This is a genomic window from Xanthomonas sp. WCS2018Noco2-27 (assembly GCF_031843525.1).
GTDB lineage: Bacteria > Pseudomonadota > Gammaproteobacteria > Xanthomonadales > Xanthomonadaceae > Xanthomonas.
Map to the genome: position 1 here is coordinate 493,365 of NZ_JAVTIK010000001.1, position 16,429 is coordinate 509,793.

General features: G+C 65.0%; 12 protein-coding genes, 1 other RNA gene and 1 pseudogene. 8 read left to right on the forward strand and 6 right to left on the reverse strand.

What is annotated here, in order from left to right; all coding sequences use genetic code 11:
• Nucleotides 1-64: 64 nt before the first annotated feature.
• Together RQH86_RS02180 and RQH86_RS02185 are read right to left on the reverse strand one after the other, a co-directional pair.
• The gene (locus tag RQH86_RS02180; protein ID WP_311238444.1) at nt 65-1,279 is read right to left on the reverse strand and encodes a nucleotidyltransferase family protein; all 1,215 of its coding nucleotides are present in this window, start codon (nt 1,277-1,279) and stop codon (nt 65-67) included.
• A 161-nt stretch (nt 1,280-1,440) separates the two neighbouring features.
• A pseudogene (locus RQH86_RS02185) lies at nt 1,441-2,995 on the reverse strand (radical SAM protein).
• Nucleotides 2,996-3,151: 156 nt separating this feature from the next.
• On the opposite strand from RQH86_RS02185, the gene RQH86_RS02190 reads away from it, so the two are divergent.
• Together RQH86_RS02190 and RQH86_RS02195 are read left to right on the forward strand one after the other, a co-directional pair.
• Complete coding sequence (locus tag RQH86_RS02190; RefSeq protein WP_055844364.1) at nt 3,152-4,222, forward strand: hypothetical protein; 1,071 nt, start codon at nt 3,152-3,154, stop codon at nt 4,220-4,222.
• A 78-nt stretch (nt 4,223-4,300) separates the two neighbouring features.
• Entirely contained in the window at nt 4,301-6,028 is a 1,728-nt protein-coding gene (locus RQH86_RS02195) for an ABC transporter ATP-binding protein (protein ID WP_055846148.1), read from the forward strand.
• A 45-nt stretch (nt 6,029-6,073) separates the two neighbouring features.
• Here RQH86_RS02195 and RQH86_RS02200 read toward each other — a convergent pair whose 3' ends face one another.
• Nucleotides 6,074-7,471: an MFS transporter gene (locus RQH86_RS02200; RefSeq protein WP_311238443.1), complete on the reverse strand. Its 1,398-nt coding sequence runs from the start codon at nt 7,469-7,471 to the stop codon at nt 6,074-6,076.
• A gap of 208 nt (nt 7,472-7,679) precedes the next feature.
• Between RQH86_RS02200 and RQH86_RS02205 the strand changes: the two genes are divergently transcribed.
• The 3 genes from RQH86_RS02205 to RQH86_RS02215 all read left to right on the forward strand — a co-directional run bounded on the left by RQH86_RS02205 (nt 7,680) and on the right by RQH86_RS02215 (nt 9,460).
• A non-coding RNA gene (locus RQH86_RS02205) (sX9 sRNA) lies at nt 7,680-7,755 on the forward strand.
• A 142-nt stretch (nt 7,756-7,897) separates the two neighbouring features.
• Nucleotides 7,898-8,899 (forward strand): LLM class flavin-dependent oxidoreductase, encoded by a 1,002-nt coding sequence (locus RQH86_RS02210; RefSeq protein ID WP_115511972.1) that lies wholly within the window; start codon nt 7,898-7,900, stop codon nt 8,897-8,899.
• Nucleotides 8,900-8,959: 60 nt separating this feature from the next.
• Entirely contained in the window at nt 8,960-9,460 is a 501-nt protein-coding gene (locus tag RQH86_RS02215) for a pyridoxamine 5'-phosphate oxidase family protein (RefSeq protein ID WP_311238442.1), read from the forward strand.
• Between the two features lie 423 nt (nt 9,461-9,883).
• Here the strand turns inward: RQH86_RS02215 and RQH86_RS02220 are convergent, their stop codons facing one another.
• The gene (locus tag RQH86_RS02220) at nt 9,884-10,555 is read right to left on the reverse strand and encodes an exopolysaccharide biosynthesis protein (RefSeq protein ID WP_161963636.1); all 672 of its coding nucleotides are present in this window, start codon (nt 10,553-10,555) and stop codon (nt 9,884-9,886) included.
• Nucleotides 10,539-11,879 (reverse strand): hemolysin family protein, encoded by a 1,341-nt coding sequence (locus RQH86_RS02225; protein ID WP_055844353.1) that lies wholly within the window; start codon nt 11,877-11,879, stop codon nt 10,539-10,541. The genes RQH86_RS02220 and RQH86_RS02225 overlap by 17 nt, the downstream gene beginning before the upstream one ends.
• A 274-nt stretch (nt 11,880-12,153) precedes the next feature.
• Here RQH86_RS02225 and RQH86_RS02230 point away from each other — a divergent pair, with 274 nt between their 5' ends.
• From RQH86_RS02230 to RQH86_RS02240, 3 genes are all read left to right on the forward strand, one after another.
• A complete protein-coding gene (locus RQH86_RS02230; RefSeq protein ID WP_055844350.1) occupies nt 12,154-12,780 on the forward strand; it encodes a DUF47 family protein in 627 nt (208 codons plus the stop codon).
• Between the two features lie 9 nt (nt 12,781-12,789).
• The gene (locus tag RQH86_RS02235) at nt 12,790-13,917 is read left to right on the forward strand and encodes an inorganic phosphate transporter (protein WP_055844347.1); all 1,128 of its coding nucleotides are present in this window, start codon (nt 12,790-12,792) and stop codon (nt 13,915-13,917) included.
• Between the two features lie 108 nt (nt 13,918-14,025).
• Nucleotides 14,026-14,787: a YdcF family protein gene (locus tag RQH86_RS02240; RefSeq protein ID WP_311238441.1), complete on the forward strand. Its 762-nt coding sequence runs from the start codon at nt 14,026-14,028 to the stop codon at nt 14,785-14,787.
• A gap of 61 nt (nt 14,788-14,848) precedes the next feature.
• Here the strand turns inward: RQH86_RS02240 and RQH86_RS02245 are convergent, their stop codons facing one another.
• Entirely contained in the window at nt 14,849-16,351 is a 1,503-nt protein-coding gene (locus tag RQH86_RS02245) for a S10 family peptidase (protein ID WP_311238440.1), read from the reverse strand.
• Nucleotides 16,352-16,429 lie beyond the last annotated feature (78 nt).

Below are 16,429 nucleotides of genomic sequence, written 5' to 3' on the forward strand. Positions count from 1 at the left end.
CATGTTCCGCGCCAACGCAGACATCAGACGCAAGCACGGCATTCCACAGGACACCAATGCAGCCTTATGCAGGCTGCAGATATCCATCGAGCGCGGCACGCACCACATACAGCATGTCGGTGCGCGGGACAGGCCGGGTCAGCCTAGTCATCAGACGACGTGCCTGGGTCTGGCGCACCCACGGCTGGCCCTGCAGCCACAACTGCGTCTGCAACATGTCGGCCCGCTCTTTGCGGCTCTCTTCCGACGGCACTACGCGTTGTCGCAGATACTGGCGCGCTTCACGCAGCGAACCCGACCACTCGATGCCGGGTAGTGCAGACAACCACAAGTTCGAGCACGAGGCGGTGGTGAGCGTTTGCCGCGCGGCGCGCATGCGCAGCAGTCGCGGACACTGCGCATGCAGGCGCGCCATCACCGTCGCTGGCACCACTGCGCGGTAGTAGCGCTGCAACAACAACAACGGCGGCAGTGCCCACCATGGCGAGATCGCCGGGTCTTCCCACAGCTCCTGCCAATCGCGTGGCCCCATGCGCGTGGCCAACAATGCCAGATCGTGCAGATGCATCAGCCGGATGCTGCGATGGCAGATGCCGCCAGCGGCATGCAGCAGCAGGTGACGCATCAAGGCGCCGATGGAGGGATACGGGTTCAGTCCCGGCTGCGCGCGCTCCGGCCAGACCAGCGCAGTGATGTCCACGCTACGCACCGGCAGGCGTTCCTGGATGCGCGTATGCAGCTCAATGTTGATCGGTGAGTCGCGGTGCTCGCCCAGGCCCGCAACGGCATCGCCCTGCAGCGGTTTGAACACCTGGTGCTTCCATTGTTCGAACGACGCCACATAGCCAAGTTCGCACAGCAGCGCTGCCGCCGCAGCCGCGTCCTCTGGCTGCACCAGCAAGTCGATGTCGGCCATCGGACGATCGCCGGGCAGATACACGCCAAGCCGATGCAAGGCGCTGCCCTTCAGTCCCACCAGCGCAATGCCGGCGCTGCGTGCAGCCGCGTCGATCTGCGTCAGCAGCAGCGCGATACGTCGGTGCCGGTCTTCGACATGGCTGCGCTGCTCGCTCAGGAAGGCCGTCCATTCGGCGTTCTGCCACAACGAGCGCCGCTGCAGCAACGGCGACACGCCATGCGCCGCCGCAGCCGCCGCGGCCAGCTGCCACTGCAGCCGGTCCCACTGCGGCGCGTTGTCGCCAGGCTGCGCCAGCTCGTGCGCCAGCTGCTCGGTGGCAGTGTGCAGGCCATGTCTGATGGTGCGAAGCGAAGGCTGCATGCAGGTGATCCGGAAAGTCGAACAGGTTGGCGAACGGGATAGCGATGCTGATTGTGAGTGGCGTTGCTGACAGGGCGTGACCCCATTGCAGCAGTGCTGCAATGGGGTTTCCGCGCATACCACATGATGGTGATCTGGCGGCCGCTTGCTGCCGTGTTTGATCAGCCCACCAGCAGCGTTTCCAGCTGCCGTGGCTGCCGCGTCGCCAGGGTGGCAAGCGGCTCGGTGCGGTGGAGATGTTCCGATGCGATCAGTGCGGCCCAACGCGCTTCCAGTTGCTCTGACGCTTGCGAAAGGGCGTCGGCCGTCATCGTTGCGCGTGCCTGTTGCAGGTCGACCTGGGTATGCAGCAGGTTGCGCACGCTGCGGTAGAACTCCGAGTCGTAGGCACCATGGAACATCATGGCCAGGTCGTCGCTGTCCTGCCAATGCGTCTTGCCGCCCAACTGGTTCTTCACTTCTTCATAGAACTTGGTGCCGGGCAGGGGATACGACACGCTGACGCCGATGATGTCGGGGTTGGCCTGTGTCACCAGTGCGCGCGTGGCCAAAATGTCTTCGAGCTCTTCGCCCAGATACCCCAATTGGATGAAGAAGCCCACGCGGATGCCATGTGCGCCCAGCCGTTCGCGTGCTGCGATTACTTCGGCCACCTGCGTGCCTTTGGTCATCTTGTCGAGGATGCGCTGGCTGCCGCTTTCCGCGCCGATCCAGGCCTCCGCGCAACCGGCACGCGCCAGGGCGGCAGCCATGCGTTCGCTGGCCAGATCGGCACGGGTCTGGATGGTGAAGGGAATCGCGCCGTCATCCTCGCTCAAACGCTGCGCAAACGTCTCGACCCAATCGATATGGAAGCCGAAGATATCGTCGGCCATCCACAGGTGGTCGGGCTGGAAGTTGCGTTTGAGATGGATCATCTCTGCGGCCACATCTTCGGCGCCGCGGCGTTTGTAATGGTTGCCCCAGATCGGTTTGGCGCACCAGTTGCAGCGGAACGGGCAGCCGCGCGAGGCCGCCATGTTCAAGCTGAAATAGCCATGCCGTTGCTGCCAGAACTGCCGATAGCGCGGCATGTCGACCAGGTCCCAGGCAGGCAGCCCGCTCAAACGCGCATCCGGTGGCTGCGCACCGGGATGTGTGCGGACTGCTGCAGGGTCGCTGGTAGCAATGCGTGCAACGCCCGCCAGCCAGGCCTGGTCATCGATCTGCGGATTGGCCTCGACGCGTTCGATCAGTTCGATTAACGGCGCGATGCCTTCACCGATCAAGGTCGCATGTGCACCGGCGGCCAGAAACACGTCTGGGTTGTCGGAGGCATCCGAGCCCGCTACCAGCACCCGGCAACCGGCGGCGCGCGCCTGCCCGATCATGTGGCAGGCGGCCTCGCGCATCCGGCTCAGGCACATCTTGGTGAGAAAATTGAAGTTGTCTTCGTAGAACACCACCAGGTCCGGCTGCGCCTCATGTAGCGCGCCGGCATAGTCCTCCACGTCGTCGGCCAGCATGGCGTCGAACAGGCTCAGCGCATGCCCACGCTCGCGCAGCAATGCGGCAATCTGCAGGGTGGCCAACGGCGGATACGGCTTGCCGCGCTCCCATTGTTTTGGGTCGTAACGCAAGAAATACGAATGACTGACCTGGATCTTTAGCATCTGCACAAGGCTCTCGTTCTGTCGCCAGATGACGCGCAGCGGTGGCGTGCGCAGACACCGGCATTCGGCTCGGCAGTAGGTGCGCACGCAGGCGCCTTTGGTTGCGCTGTTGCGATGCGTCGCAGCGTCGATGGAAGGCGGCGGTACATCGCATTCGGCGATGCAACCTTTCTTAGGCGAATCAGCACACACCGGCTGATCGATGCAATGGATGACAGGCATGCCGCAGTCGGCTGCGTTGGCGCAACACACGCCGGTGAGCGAACGCGCATGCGTGGTTCCGCCGAACACTTTTGCACCGGACACTCTCGCGGCAGACCCGTTCGGTGAGCAGCGTGCGCGTCGTTTCAGCGTACAGCGGCAGATTCTCGGCGCGCTCTTCCACTTTCACAGCGATAGCGAAGCCTTGCTGGCGTTGGTCGATGCCGCCTACGCGGGCCTGCCGGCGCACTGCCTGCCTGCCGCGCCGCAGTTTCATCTCACCCTGGATCTGGTGCCACGCGCGCCGGGCGCCATGGTCGATACGCCGCCGCCGGTGCGCACGCATGCGGTTGGCGGGCTGGTGTGTGGCGTCATGGATGCCTGCAATTACCTGATGCTCTCGGTACCAGAGCGCCGCGCGATGCTGGTGGTGTCCGAAGACATGCTGGCGCATGCCTATCACGTGCGCTATGAACTCATCGAATTTGCGGTGTTCCTGCTTGCCGCGCGTGGCATCGGGCTGGTGCCCTTGCATGGTGCCTGCGTGGGCCGGCACGGTCGCTGTGTGCTGTTGCTTGGCGCCAGCGGTGCGGGCAAATCCACGCTAGCGCTGCACAGTCTGCTGCATGGCCTGGAGTTCATCGCCGAAGACGGCGTGTTCGTGGCGCCGGAGAGTCTGCTGACCACCGGGGTTGCAAACTTTCTGCATCTCCGGCCGGAATCGCTCGGCCTGCTCGATGCGCACACGCGCGCATGGATCGGCGCAGCGCCCACCATTCGTCGCCGCAGCGGTGTGGAAAAGTACGAGGTCGATATTCGCCACGGTCATGCCACCCTTGCGCCCACGCCGTTGCAGCTAAGCGCGGTATTGATGCTGTCCAGCCAGTCTGCCGATGCCTCCGCACCGGGCCTGGTGCCGGTGCCGGTCACGCAGATTGCCGAATCCCTGGCGCGCGACCAGCCATACGCTGCTGGTCAGCCCGGCTGGCAGCGGTTTGTCGCGCAGGTGCAGCGGGTCGGGATGTTTACCCTGCGTCGCGGCGCGCATCCGCACGCCTCGGTCGAGGCAGTGCTGCGGGTGTTGCGATGACGGCCTGCACGATCGAAAGCGCGTGCAATGCGCTGGATGGCAAGCGCCGAACGGCACGGCATGCGCACGGCGGCGCCGATGCATAAGCCCGCACACAGCGGCCGGAATCAGGCAGCGCTACGCAGCTTCATCGACACGCTGGTGCCCGCCGACCTGCCGGCTGTCGGGTTGTACGTCGCGCTATCGCTGGCGGCCGCGTGCGTCGGCAGTATCGTTGCAGTGTGCCTGGTGCCGCTAGTGCAACCCGGTCACAGCGTGCAGTTGGCCGGCTACCAACTCGCATTGCCGGGTGGCCTGCCGACGCAGGCGAGCCTGTTCGTGGTGGTGAGCCTGTTGTTCGCCGCGCTGCGCTGGTGCGGGGCGCGCCTGGCCGCACGCCTGACCAGCCGCTATGCAGTGGGCCTGCGTCGGCGCGTGCATGCCGCCTTGATCGATGCGCCGTTGCCGGCACTGGCTGGCGCCAGCTCGGCCGAAATCGCCAACGTGCTCACCTACAACATCGAGATCGCAACGCAAGGCTTCAGCGCGGTGCTGCAGTTGCTGGTGGCAGGCATCACTGCAGTGGTCAGCGTGTGCATCGCGGTGTTGATCGCACCTGCGCTGCTGTTTGCCACGCCGTTGTTGTTGGTGCTGGCCTGGCTGGGTGTGCGGCTGTCCAGCAGCGATGCGCAGGCACGCATCAGTCGCGACTATGTGGCCGACATGACGCAGCTGTTCTGGTTGAGCGAGGATTTTCCGCGTCGCCTGCGCCATGTGCGCTCGTTTCAGCGCGAAGAGGTCGAAGCAAAGCACTACGAACGCATTTCAACGCGGTTGGGGCAGGGCTACGCGCAGCAACAGGAACTGGTGGCCAGCAGTCGGTTGGTCCTGGAACTCACCGCTGTAGCCGCAATTGCCGGCATCCTGGTGCTGGCCAATCTATGGCAAGGCGCCGACCGCGCCGCGCTGATCACCGTCAGTCTGCTGCTTGGTCGCTTGCTGCCGTATCTGGTGACGACGCGGCAGAGCGTGCAGCAATTACGTTCTGCGTGGCCGGCGCTGCAGTTGTGGCGGCGCCATGTGGATCTGGGTGCACCGCGCATGCAGGCATCGGCCGACGCAGCGCAGCCATTGCCGGCCGCGTTACATGTCGAGCGCATCGAATTGGCGGCGCCGCTGCCCGCGCTGGATATCGGCCCGCTGTTGCTGGTGCCCGGCGAGATGACCCTGATCGTCGGGCCTTCCGGCGTCGGCAAGAGCAGCTTGATGGACGTGCTCTCCGGGCAGGCGCCGCCGGCAGCGTTCGATGCGCATATGGGCGGGCGTCGGCTGGATTTCACTGCTTACCGGCAACTGATCCGGCACAGCGCCTACATCGGCCAGGGCGTGCGGCCCTGGCAGCGCAGCGTGCGCGATTGCCTGGAGTGGGCGTTGCCGGGCACCACCGAGACCCGCATGTGGCAGGTCCTGGCCGAGGTCGGTTTGCACGCGCGGTTGCAGCGTGACGGCCACGGCTTGCTCACCGCGATCAATGGCCCGGAAAGCCGCCTCTCCGGTGGCGAGTTGCAACGTCTGCTGTTGGCGCAGGTGTTGCTGCGCGCGCCGACCCTGGCGGTGCTGGACGAGGCGACCAGCGCACTCGACGCGCAGGCCGAACATCAGCTGCTGTGCACGTTGCGACAGCGCCTGCCGCACACCGTGCTGGTGGTGGTTTCGCATCGCACCAGCCTGGCCTCGGTGGCCGATCGCACCGTTGCACTTGGACAGACACCGGTCTTGCAGCCGCAGGGCAAGAGCGCGGCCTTGGTGAAACGCCACGGCGCATGACGTGAGCCGCGTGCATCGCCGAGCTGTCACACCACTGCGCAGGCGCTAGCCCGCAATCTCTTCCAGCGCACGATTACGCGTGCGCGGCCCGAACACGGCGATCACGCTTGCAACGATCGACATGCTGATCACGATAAACGTCAGCACGCCATGGCTGCCGACCTGGGCAAGCAGCCAGCCGATCAATACGCTGCTCACCGCCGTCGACAGACGGCTGAACGAGTAGCAAAACCCGACCGCCCGCGCACGCAATCCGGTGGGGAACAGTTCGGCCTGATAACCGTGGTAGGCAAAGCTCATCCAGGCATTGCAGAACGCGATCATCGCCCCGCACAGCACCATGCCGATGGCGTCATGCTGCAGCAAAAACAGCACGCCAAACAGCACCGCGCCCAGCGCCGACGCGGTGATCTGCCACTTGTTTTCCCAGCGCTGCGCAAAGCGCAGCAACAGCAGCGGCGCAAGCGGGTAGGCCAGCGAAATCGCAAACGAATAGCCCAGGCTCTTGGTGACACCGGTGCCTTGCGCTGCAATCAAGGCCGGCAACCAGTTGCCGAAGCCGAAGAAACCGATGGCCTGAAAAATGTGGAACACCACCAACATGCCGATGCGCCCGCGATACGGCGCCCGCCACAAGGCCGACACCCGCGCCTGGCTGGAGGGCGCTGCGGCGGCCAGTTGCGGCTCGGGCAACGGCGCGCCGATATCGCGCACGCAGCGCGCTTCCAGTTGATTCAGCACCGCGTCCGCTTCGGCATGGCGGCCCTGCGCGGCCAGCCAGCGCGCCGATTCCGGCAAGCGGCTGCGCAACCACCAGATCGCCAGCGCAAACACACCGCTCAGCAGCACCACCCAACGCCAGCCGCTCACTCCCAGTGGCGCATGCGGCACCAGCAGCCACGCGGCCAGCGCCACTGCGGGCACCGCCAGGAACTGCACGAAGAAGGCAAACGCGAACGCCGCGCTGCGCATGTGCCGCGGGACCAGCTCGGACAGATAGGTATCGATGGTCACCAGTTCGATGCCCAGCCCGATCCCCACCACAAAGCGCAGCACGATGACCCCGGTGGCCGTGCTCTGCAGACCCATCGCTACGGTGGCGGCGGTGTACCAGACCAGCGCGAAGGTGAACACCATACGGCGGCCGAAGCGGTCGGCGAACGGGCTCAACAGCGCGGCGCCGACGAACAGCCCAAGAAACGTCGCTGCGGCGAATGCGGCCTGGTCCGACATCCCGAAGACGCCATCGGCACCCTTGGCAAAAATGCCGTCGGCAATCAGCCCCGGGCTGATGTAGGCGGTCTGGAACAGGTCGTACAGTTCGAAGAACCCGCCCAACGCCAGCAGGCCGACCAGCCGCCACAGCGTGGCGCTGGCCGGCAGTCGGTCGATGCGCGCGGAAATCTGAGCGGCACCGGAGTCATGGGCAGGCGGGGCGGTCATGGTCATCGTGGTGTCGCATTGCAAGGCAAACCGCATCATAGCCAGCGGCCTGATCCGGCAGCGCCGGCCCTTCGTCGCGCGGTCGATGGGTTCGCGCCTAGGTCGCGGCATCTGCTGCAGCGACGCGGCCATCTGTCCATAGAGCAGTCGATACAGCGACTGTGCAGCTGCCAGGCGGGCGAGGCCGGTGCCCGGTGTCCGGCGGGGCATGTACCGCTCGTGCACTCCCGTTCTTGCGCGCCGTCCTCACCTACCTGACGACTGCCGACGATGGGGTGTCAGCCACTGTTGATGACGCAGGCCGCGCACCCGCATCCGGTGTTCGGCTGCTGGAATGCTGTAATCCCCTCAGTGCCGGACAAGCGACTGGCAATGCTGCCCGGGCAGCCCCATCTCTTGGACATCACTTAGTTCCGGAGCCGTCCGATGACGCCCATTTCCGTGCTCGACCTGGCGCCCGTCTGCGAAGGCAGCGACACCACCCACGCCTTCGCCAACATGCTCGATCTGGCGCAACACGCCGAGCGCTGGGGCTATCACCGGTATTGGCTGGCCGAGCACCACAACATGCCGGGCATTGCCAGCGCCGCCACCGCAGTGTTGATCGGCCACGTCGCCGGCGGCACCAAGACCATCCGCGTCGGTTCCGGCGGCATCATGCTGCCCAACCATGCCCCCCTGCAGGTGGCCGAACAGTTCGGCACGCTGGCGTCGCTGTACCCGCAACGCATCGATCTGGGCCTGGGCCGCGCCCCCGGAACCGATCAACCCACCGCACGCGCCTTGCGCCGCTATTTCGACGGTGCCGACCAGTTCCCGCAGGACGTGGCGGAGTTGCTGCGTTACTTCGCCCCCGCAGTGCCGGGGCAGTTGGTGCAGGCCGTCCCCGGCGCCGGGATCGATGTGCCGGTGTGGCTGCTGGGATCCAGCCTGTTCAGTGCGCGGCTGGCTGCCGCGATGGGGTTGTCGTTCGCGTTCGCCTCGCACTTCGCGCCCGATGCGATGGACGAGGCGGTGGCGATCTACCGCCGCGAATTCCGCCCGTCCGCGCAGTTGGCCAAGCCGCACGTCATGCTCGCCCTGAACGTGGTGGCTGCCGAGACCGAAGCGCAGGCGCGTCGATTGTTCACTACCCAGCAGCAGAGTTTCGTCAATCTGCGTCGCGGCAAGCTCAGCAAGATCCCGCCGCCCATCGACGATATCGACAGTTTCTGGCAGCCGCATGAGCGTGTCGGTGTGGAGCGTGCCCTGGCATGCACCGTGCTCGGCGATGCCGACCAGGTTGCGCAGGGCGTGGCCGCCTTTATCGATCGCCACGGCCCGGACGAGTTGTTGTTCACCGCCAACATCTACGATCACGCCGCGCGACTGCGTTCGTTCGAGATCGCGGCAGAAGCGGTCCGCGAGTTGGACGTGACCACTGCGTGATTCACGTCGCTTTGCGCGTCGATCCGCTCAGATGCATGCATCTCCATTGGGAACACACGCATGCAACTTCAGGAACGTAGCGAGAGCATCAAGCAGTTGGCGGAATTGATTCGCGGCGTGGACATTGCGATGTTCACGACCGTCTCGGCGGACGGCAAGCTGGTGAGCCGCCCGCTGGGCACGCAGGAAGTCGAATTCGACGGCGACCTGTGGTTCGCCACCGCCGCCGACAGCCCGAAAGTGGCGGAAATCGCTGCCGACCCACGCGTCAACGTGGCTTACGCCTCGGCATCCAAGAATACCTACGTGTCGGTCGCCGGCACTGCGCGCGTGGTGCACGACCGCGCCAAGATCGATGTGTTGTGGTCGCCGGCAATGAAAGTGTTTTTCCCCGGCGGCAAGGACGACCCCAACCTGCGCTTGATCCATGTACGTGCCGAGTCGGCAGAGTATTGGGACGGCCCGAGCGGCCTGCTGGGCAAGGCGCTGTATTTCGTCATGGCCGCCGTCACCGACGATACCGCCAGCCTCTCGGACAACCGCGTGGTCGATCTGAAGTAAGCAAGACCTGAGGTAAGCGCCAAGCCCTGATCGGAGCACCAGGACCTGACGTAACCGACAAGTCCCGATCTAATGACCAAGGTTTGGCTTTAGTACGACGATCGGGCGTTCCAGACGATCGGCCCTTCTAAAGGCGGCGAAAACCAATCGCCGCACGGGCCGCCTGGGTTCCATATGGCGCAAGGCTTCGCTTACAACGTAACGTTATCCGTATGGTGCGTACGCGACACCACCGCAACCCAAGCGCTTTAGCCCCTCTCCTGCGGGAGAGGGGTTGGGGTGAGGGTACGTCCGCCAGTAACGTCGACGTTCAACGAACATCCCAACCAACGTTCGCCAGCGAAAGAGTGTCACCCATTCCAGCATCAGAGGTGATCCGTCAGCGCCAACAAGCCCAATCCGGCGCGCACTCGACGGTAGAACTCAACGCCACGCCACCGGCCACCAGCCACGAATCAGATCCAGCAACTGATCCGAAGTGATGCCGAACACCGCGATTGACACCAGCGCCGCCGCCCAGCCGACCAGCATCAACACGCCGTCGCGCTCCAGCAAGGCCAGCGCAAACAGCAGCAGGATCAAGCCGAACAGATAGTTGGTAAACGGGATCGGCAGCGTCAGTAAAATGCCGACCAGCACCAGCAGCAACCCGGTGAACACCTGCGCCGGTATCCGATCGAGCACCCCGTGCAAACGCGGCTTGAGCAGGCGGTCCAACCGCTGCAGCGTCGGCGCCAGTTTCGCCACGAAACGCTGGCTGGTGCGTCGCCGTGGCCCACGGTTGCCGATAAAGGCCGGCACCCACGGCTTGCGCAGGCAGCACATCATCTGCACTCCGATCAGCACCGTCAGCGGCCCGCTGATGCCACCGGCCACGCCCGGAATCGGGATGAACGACGGCAGGATCGCCAGAAATAAAAATACCCCGAACGCGCTCTGCTGCAGGTCGGCCAGAATCTCGCGCACCCGCAGCACCTGCTCCGGGTCGCCGTCGCTGAAGGCCGCCAACAAACTGCGGATGCCTTCATTGCGGTAGCGCATCTGCTCGCCGCCGGAGTCGTCGGATGGCGGCGCGCCGTTATCCGACGATGTCATCGCTGTCCTCGTCGCCGACGCGGCTCAGCAACAGCTTGTCCACGCGCGCACCATCCAGATCCACGATCTCGATGCGCCAGCCGGCCCAATCGAAGAATTCGCCGGCCTGCGGAATGCGCCCGAAGTAGTAAATGCACAGCCCGGCCAACGTGTGGTAATCGCCTTCGTCGGCTTCCGGGAGCTCGGCGCCCAGTACTTCGCGCAATTCTTCCACCGGCAGCGAGCCGTCGATCAGCAGCGAGCCATCCGCACGGGTGATCACCAGGGCGTCTTCGTCGGTGTTTTCCACCGCCTGCAGGCGGCCCACCACCGCGCCCATCAGGTCGCTGATGGTCACCAGCCCGCGGATTTCGCCGTATTCGTCGACCACCAGCGCCATCGATTGCTGTTCTTCGCGAAAGATCTCCAGCAGCTTCATCGCATGCGTGGACTCGGACACGAACAAGGTATCGCGCAGTGCCTGGAACAGGTGCTCGCCATGCCCGCCCAGGCGCGTGACCAGCGATTTGACCTCCAGCACGCCGGCAATGTCCTGGTCGCTGCCGCGATACACCGGGTAACGCGAGAACTCGTGCTCGCGCATCATCTGCAGGTTGCGTTCCGGTTCGGCATTGGCATCCAGCCAGGCGATGCGGTTGCGCGGCGTCATCAGGCTGTCGGCGGTGCGGTCGCCCAGGCGCATCACCCGGTTCATCATGTCGCGCTCGTGCGCGTCGATCACGCCGGCTTCGTGGCTTTCGGCCACCAGCATGCGGATCTCTTCTTCGGTGATCGATGCCGATTCGTCCTTGCCCATGCCCAGCATGCGCAGCACCAACCGCGTGGAGCGCGCCAGCACCCACACCCCGGGCGCGGCGATCTTGGCCAGCCAGGTCATCGGCACCGCGACAAAGCCGGCAATATCTTCGGAATTGCGCAATGCCAGCCGCTTGGGCACCAGCTCGCCGAAGATCAGCGTCAGAAAGGTGATCAGCGCCACCGCCAGAGTGCTGCCGATCACCACCGAATACGGTTTGGGGTCGCCGACCAGCGAGAAGGTGGCCGACAGCGCAGGGAAGGCCAGCTGCAGCCGCTCGCCGATGGCCTCGCCGATGGCTTCGCCGCCGAACAGGCCGGTCAGGATGCCGATCGAGGTGATACCGATCTGGACCGTGGACAGGAAGTTCTCGGGGCTCTCGGCCAAGGCCAGTGCCCGCGCGGCGCGCTTGCTGGAGCCGGCCATCTGCTTCAGGCGACTCTTGCGCGAGGTCATCAACGACATCTCCGACATGGCGAAGAAGCCGTTCAACACGATCAGCGCGATGACGATCAGAAACTCAACCACGGGCATCTTCCCCGGTCAGTGAAGGGGAGGGCGGGCAAGCGCGGGGTTGGCCGGCGCGCGCAGGGGCGGGGCGGCAACGGGGAAATATAGGGTCGTCTTCCATAGGGTGCGCCCGAAAGCGCGGAGGCATGTTAGCAAATTACAGGGTGATTCGAGCCGGGAAATGCGGATGTGAAGGCCGTGCGCGGCGCCGATGTACCCAGACAGGTCATGGAACGGTCATAATTCGTCCCTGGCGCCCGTCTCTCCCTCGACGGCAGGAAGTTCTCCACCCATGTTCTCGTTGCAGACCATCTTCGGTTCCGGCAAGCAGTTCTATTCGCTTCTGAACGAAGCGGCGCAGGCCGCCTACGACAGCACCAAGGCGTTGCACGCCATGATGCGCACGTCCGACCGGCAGCCCGCGCTGGACGCCTTCAAGCTGGCCCGCCTGCGCGAACGCGCCGCCTCCGACAAGATCGGCCAGGCGCTGGTCGACAGCTTCATGACCCCGATCGAGCGCGAAGACATCGAAGCGCTGGGCTCGGCGCTGTACAAGATTCCCAAGCAGGTCGAAAAATTCGCCGACCGCTATTCGCTGGCCACCAAGCACCTGGAACACATCGACTTCGCTCCGCGCGCGGCGATGCTGGAGCAGGCCGCCGCAGTTGTGGTGGAGATGGTCACCGACCTGCCGCAGATGAACATCGATCGCATGACTGCGCTCAACGACAAGCTGCGCACGCTGGAAAACGAGGCCGACCGCCTGATGCTCGAGTTGTACCGCGACATCTATTCCGGCCGCCTGGACACGCTGCAGATGTTCCTGCTCAAGGAGTTCTTCGAGATCCTGGAGAAAGCCATCGACCGTTGCCGCGAGGCAGGGGTGGTGGTGTACCAGATCGTATTGAAGAACAGCTGAGGTCGCCGCGTGCTTACCCTTGTTCTGGTGGTGATCCTGGCCGCGTTGGTGTTCGAGTTCATCAACGGCTTCCACGACACCGCCAATTCCATCGCCACTGTTGTCGCCACCAAGGTGTTGTCGCCGGGTTGGGCGGTGATGCTGGCCGCCGGCATGAATTTGATCGGCGCCCTGACCGGCACTGCGGTGGCCTTGACGATTGCGTCTGGCCTGCTCAACACCAACGTGGTCGAAGTCACCCCGCAGGTGATTTTGTGCGCGCTGCTGGGCGGCATCATCTGGAACCTGATCACCTGGTGGAAGGGCCTGCCGTCGTCGTCCTCGCATGCGCTGATCGGTGGCCTGTGCGGCGCCGGTCTGGCCGCCGCGCACAACAATTGGGACGCGTTGATCTGGTCGGAAAGCGTCGGCAACTGGGCCAAGAACAAGGGCCTGTTGTGGAAGGTGTTTGTGCCGATGATCACCTCGCCGATCGCCGGCTTCCTGCTCGGTATCGTGGTGATGCTGCTGCTGTGGGCCATCATCGCCGGCATGTCGCGGCTCGGTGGGCGAATCGGGCGGCTGGCGCGGCCGCGCTGGGTCAATGCGTTCTTCGGCAAGGCGCAGATCGCCTCGGCCGCGTACATGGGCTACGCCCACGGCCATAACGATGCGCAGAAGACCATGGGCATCATTGCGATGACCCTGATCGGTGCGCAGTCGGCCGGTGCGCTGGACAATCTGCCGAGCTGGCTGGCATTTCTGCATCCGGGTACCGGCCTGGCCGCCGGTGACGGCATCCCGATGTGGATCGTGCTGACCTGCGCGGTGGTGATGGCGGCCGGCACCGCGTCCGGTGGCTGGAAGATCATCAAGACGCTCGGCCACAAGATGGTCAAGCTGCATCCCATCCACGGTTTTGCCGCCGAAACCAGCTCGGCCACCGTGCTCACCGTGGCTGCGCATTTCGGCATGCCGGTGTCGACCACGCACAGCATTTCGACCGCGATCATGGGCGTGGGGTTTGCCAAGAACCCGCGTTCGCTGCGGCTGGGCGTGATCGAGCGCATCGTCTGGGCGTGGATCCTCACCATTCCCGCCGCGGGCGGTGTGGCGTATCTGATCCTGACGCTGTTCGAGCTGTTTGGCTGGACCTGATGTGATGTCGCGGTGCGGTCACGCACCGCCGTCACGCTGCGCCGTTATTGCGCAAGGGATCTGCCGTGACCGGGGGTGCCTGCGCGTCCTGAGTGAGAACCTTCCGCGATGATGCTTGCCCTGGTGTGCGTGTTGTTCGGCTTGGCCTGGTTGATCGACCGTCGCGGATCGCGGCGGTTGTCGCGCGTGCTGGCCGGGGCCAGCCTGGCGCTGGTATTCGCGGTCGGTTGCGGGCCGCTGCCATCGTGGATGCTGCAGAACCTGCAACACACCGGCCTCAACGATTTCAATGCATGGGGCGCGCGCAACGTCATCGTGCTGCTGGGCGCCGGCACCGTGCGTCCGCAAGGCCGCGATGCGGTGGCCGAGGCCAATATGTTCGCCTATGGCCGCATCGTCGAATCGGCGCGGCTGTATCGGCAATGCCGGCACAGCGGCGGCGATTGCAAGATCGAGATCAGCGGCGGCGACGCACGCGGCCTGGGCCTGTCGGAGGCGGTGGTGTATCAGCGCGTGTTGATCGGGCTGGGGATCGATCGGGCGGACCTGATCATGGAGCCGTCCAGCATGAATACCTGGCAGAACGCGCAATTCAGTCAGCCGTTGCTGCGCGCGCACCGGCCCGATCGCGTCGTGCTGGTGTCCTCTGCCACGCATCTGCGCCGCGCCGAGCTGTACTTCCGCCACTTCGGGATCGATGCCATCCCGGTGCGCGCCGACTGGCTGACCGCGTCCTGGTCGATCCTGCCGCAGAGCTACAACTTCACCCTGGCCGATGTCGCCTTGCATGAATACCTGGGCATCGCGCGGTATCGGCTTTACCAATGGATGGGCTGGAACGTGAAAGCGACCTCGCCTGGCGCGGTCTAAAGCGTCACGACGCGGTTGCTCCATCGCCGGGCGTAAGTCGCACGCCCGGCACTGCATGCGCTCAGCGCGTTTCGTACATCGCCTTGACGTCACGACGGAACGCGGCCTGGCTATCGGCGCGGTTGTAGAACATGTGGCCGCCCGGATATTCGTGTACCTGCACGCGGTTGGGGTCGCCCATCGCCGGCATCTGATCCACGGTGAGCACCGAGCCCATGAACGGGCAGGAGAGATCGTTCCAGCCATGTGCGATCAGCACCCGCAGCTTGGGGTCGATTGCCACGGACTGACGCAGCTGCGTCACCGCGCCCTTGCGCAGCTCATCGCCCCATTCCCACGCCGTATTCACCTCGTAATTGATCGCCTGATAGCGGGCATCGACTTTCCAGCCGACGATCCGGGTGACGAAGTCCACCATCGCGGTGGTGGTCGGGGCGATGATGCTGTCCAGCAGCGGGTCGCTGGCGCGCTGCGTGGGGTCGTTGGGGAACGGGTCGAAGGCGGTCACGTTGGCGTCGTAGCGGCTGCCCAGCTCGCCCTTGTCGCGAAACACTTCGCGTAGATACGCCTGGGTTTCCAGGCGTCCACCGGAGCGGCGCACATAGGCCGGGTCTAGCCCGGTCATGCGGGTGACCTGTTGCAGCATCGCCTCGGTGGCCTGCGGATCGGTGCGGCCCTTCATCAGCGCCACCGCGTAGTCGCTGCGGGTGTAGTCGATTACCTGGCGCATCGCGCTGTCGCTGAGTTGGCCCTGGCGTTCCAGATGTGCAGCGGCGATCGAGGGCAGTGTCAGCATCCACGCCAGCGGCGAGACGTCGCTGTTGTCGTCCAGGGTCGGGTTGAGGAACGGCGAGACCAGCACCACGCCGCTCATCGCTACGCCAAGGCGGGTCTGCAGATACTGGGTGATGCGCGGGCCGCGGAAACCGCCATAGCTTTCGCCGACCAGATACTTGCGCGTCTGCAGGCGGCGATTCTTCAGCAGCCAGTCGTAGATCACGCGCGAGAGATATTCGACGTCGGCCTGCGGGTTGTAGAACTGCTTCTTGGCTTCCTCATCGCCGATCAGTGCGCGGCTGAAGCCGGTGCCGACCGGGTCGATGAACACCAGGTCGGTGAAGTCCAGCCAGGTGCCCGGATTGTCGCGCAAGGTCGCCGGCGCAGATGCGCTGTCGCCCTCGGCGCCGAACCCGACCACCTTCGGCCCGATCGCACCCATGTTCAGATACACCGACGCCGCGCCTGGTCCGCCGTTCAAGGCAAAGGTCACCGGGCGGTCCTTGCCGTCCACGGTGTAGGCGGTGAACACCACCTCGCCGGTAGTCTTGCCCTGCGCATCGCGCACCGGCAGCGTGCCGACGGTGGCGGTGTAACTCAGCGTTCGCCCGGCAAGGCGCGTACTTTGGCGCACGCTGACATCGGCCGGCAGCGGTGCGGGTTTGCTCGCAGCGGTATCGGCCTTGGCGTCGGGCTTGGAATCGGTCTTGCTGTCCTGCGCGGCGGCGAATGCCGGGACGCCGAACAGCAGGCAGGCCAGCAGGCCTGTACGGAACAAGGAGGGCATGGGCAATCGGCAGTCGAACGGAAGAGCGCCGATGCTAGGCTGCGGCACCGCGCGGTGGATGTGCAAAAAGGCATGCCT

Excerpts from the sequence above, each read along its gene's own strand:
- RQH86_RS02180 (WP_311238444.1), bottom strand. The coding sequence starts at position 1,279 with ATGCAGCCTTCGCTTCGCACCATCAGACATGGCCTGCACACTGCCACC.
- RQH86_RS02190 (WP_055844364.1), top strand. The coding sequence starts at position 3,152 with ATGCCGCAGTCGGCTGCGTTGGCGCAACACACGCCGGTGAGCGAACGC.
- RQH86_RS02195 (WP_055846148.1), top strand. The coding sequence starts at position 4,301 with ATGCATAAGCCCGCACACAGCGGCCGGAATCAGGCAGCGCTACGCAGC.
- RQH86_RS02200 (WP_311238443.1), bottom strand. The coding sequence starts at position 7,471 with ATGACCGCCCCGCCTGCCCATGACTCCGGTGCCGCTCAGATTTCCGCG.
- RQH86_RS02210 (WP_115511972.1), top strand. The coding sequence starts at position 7,898 with ATGACGCCCATTTCCGTGCTCGACCTGGCGCCCGTCTGCGAAGGCAGC.
- RQH86_RS02215 (WP_311238442.1), top strand. The coding sequence starts at position 8,960 with ATGCAACTTCAGGAACGTAGCGAGAGCATCAAGCAGTTGGCGGAATTG.
- RQH86_RS02220 (WP_161963636.1), bottom strand. The coding sequence starts at position 10,555 with ATGACATCGTCGGATAACGGCGCGCCGCCATCCGACGACTCCGGCGGC.
- RQH86_RS02230 (WP_055844350.1), top strand. The coding sequence starts at position 12,154 with ATGTTCTCGTTGCAGACCATCTTCGGTTCCGGCAAGCAGTTCTATTCG.
- RQH86_RS02240 (WP_311238441.1), top strand. The coding sequence starts at position 14,026 with ATGATGCTTGCCCTGGTGTGCGTGTTGTTCGGCTTGGCCTGGTTGATC.
- RQH86_RS02245 (WP_311238440.1), bottom strand. The coding sequence starts at position 16,351 with ATGCCCTCCTTGTTCCGTACAGGCCTGCTGGCCTGCCTGCTGTTCGGC.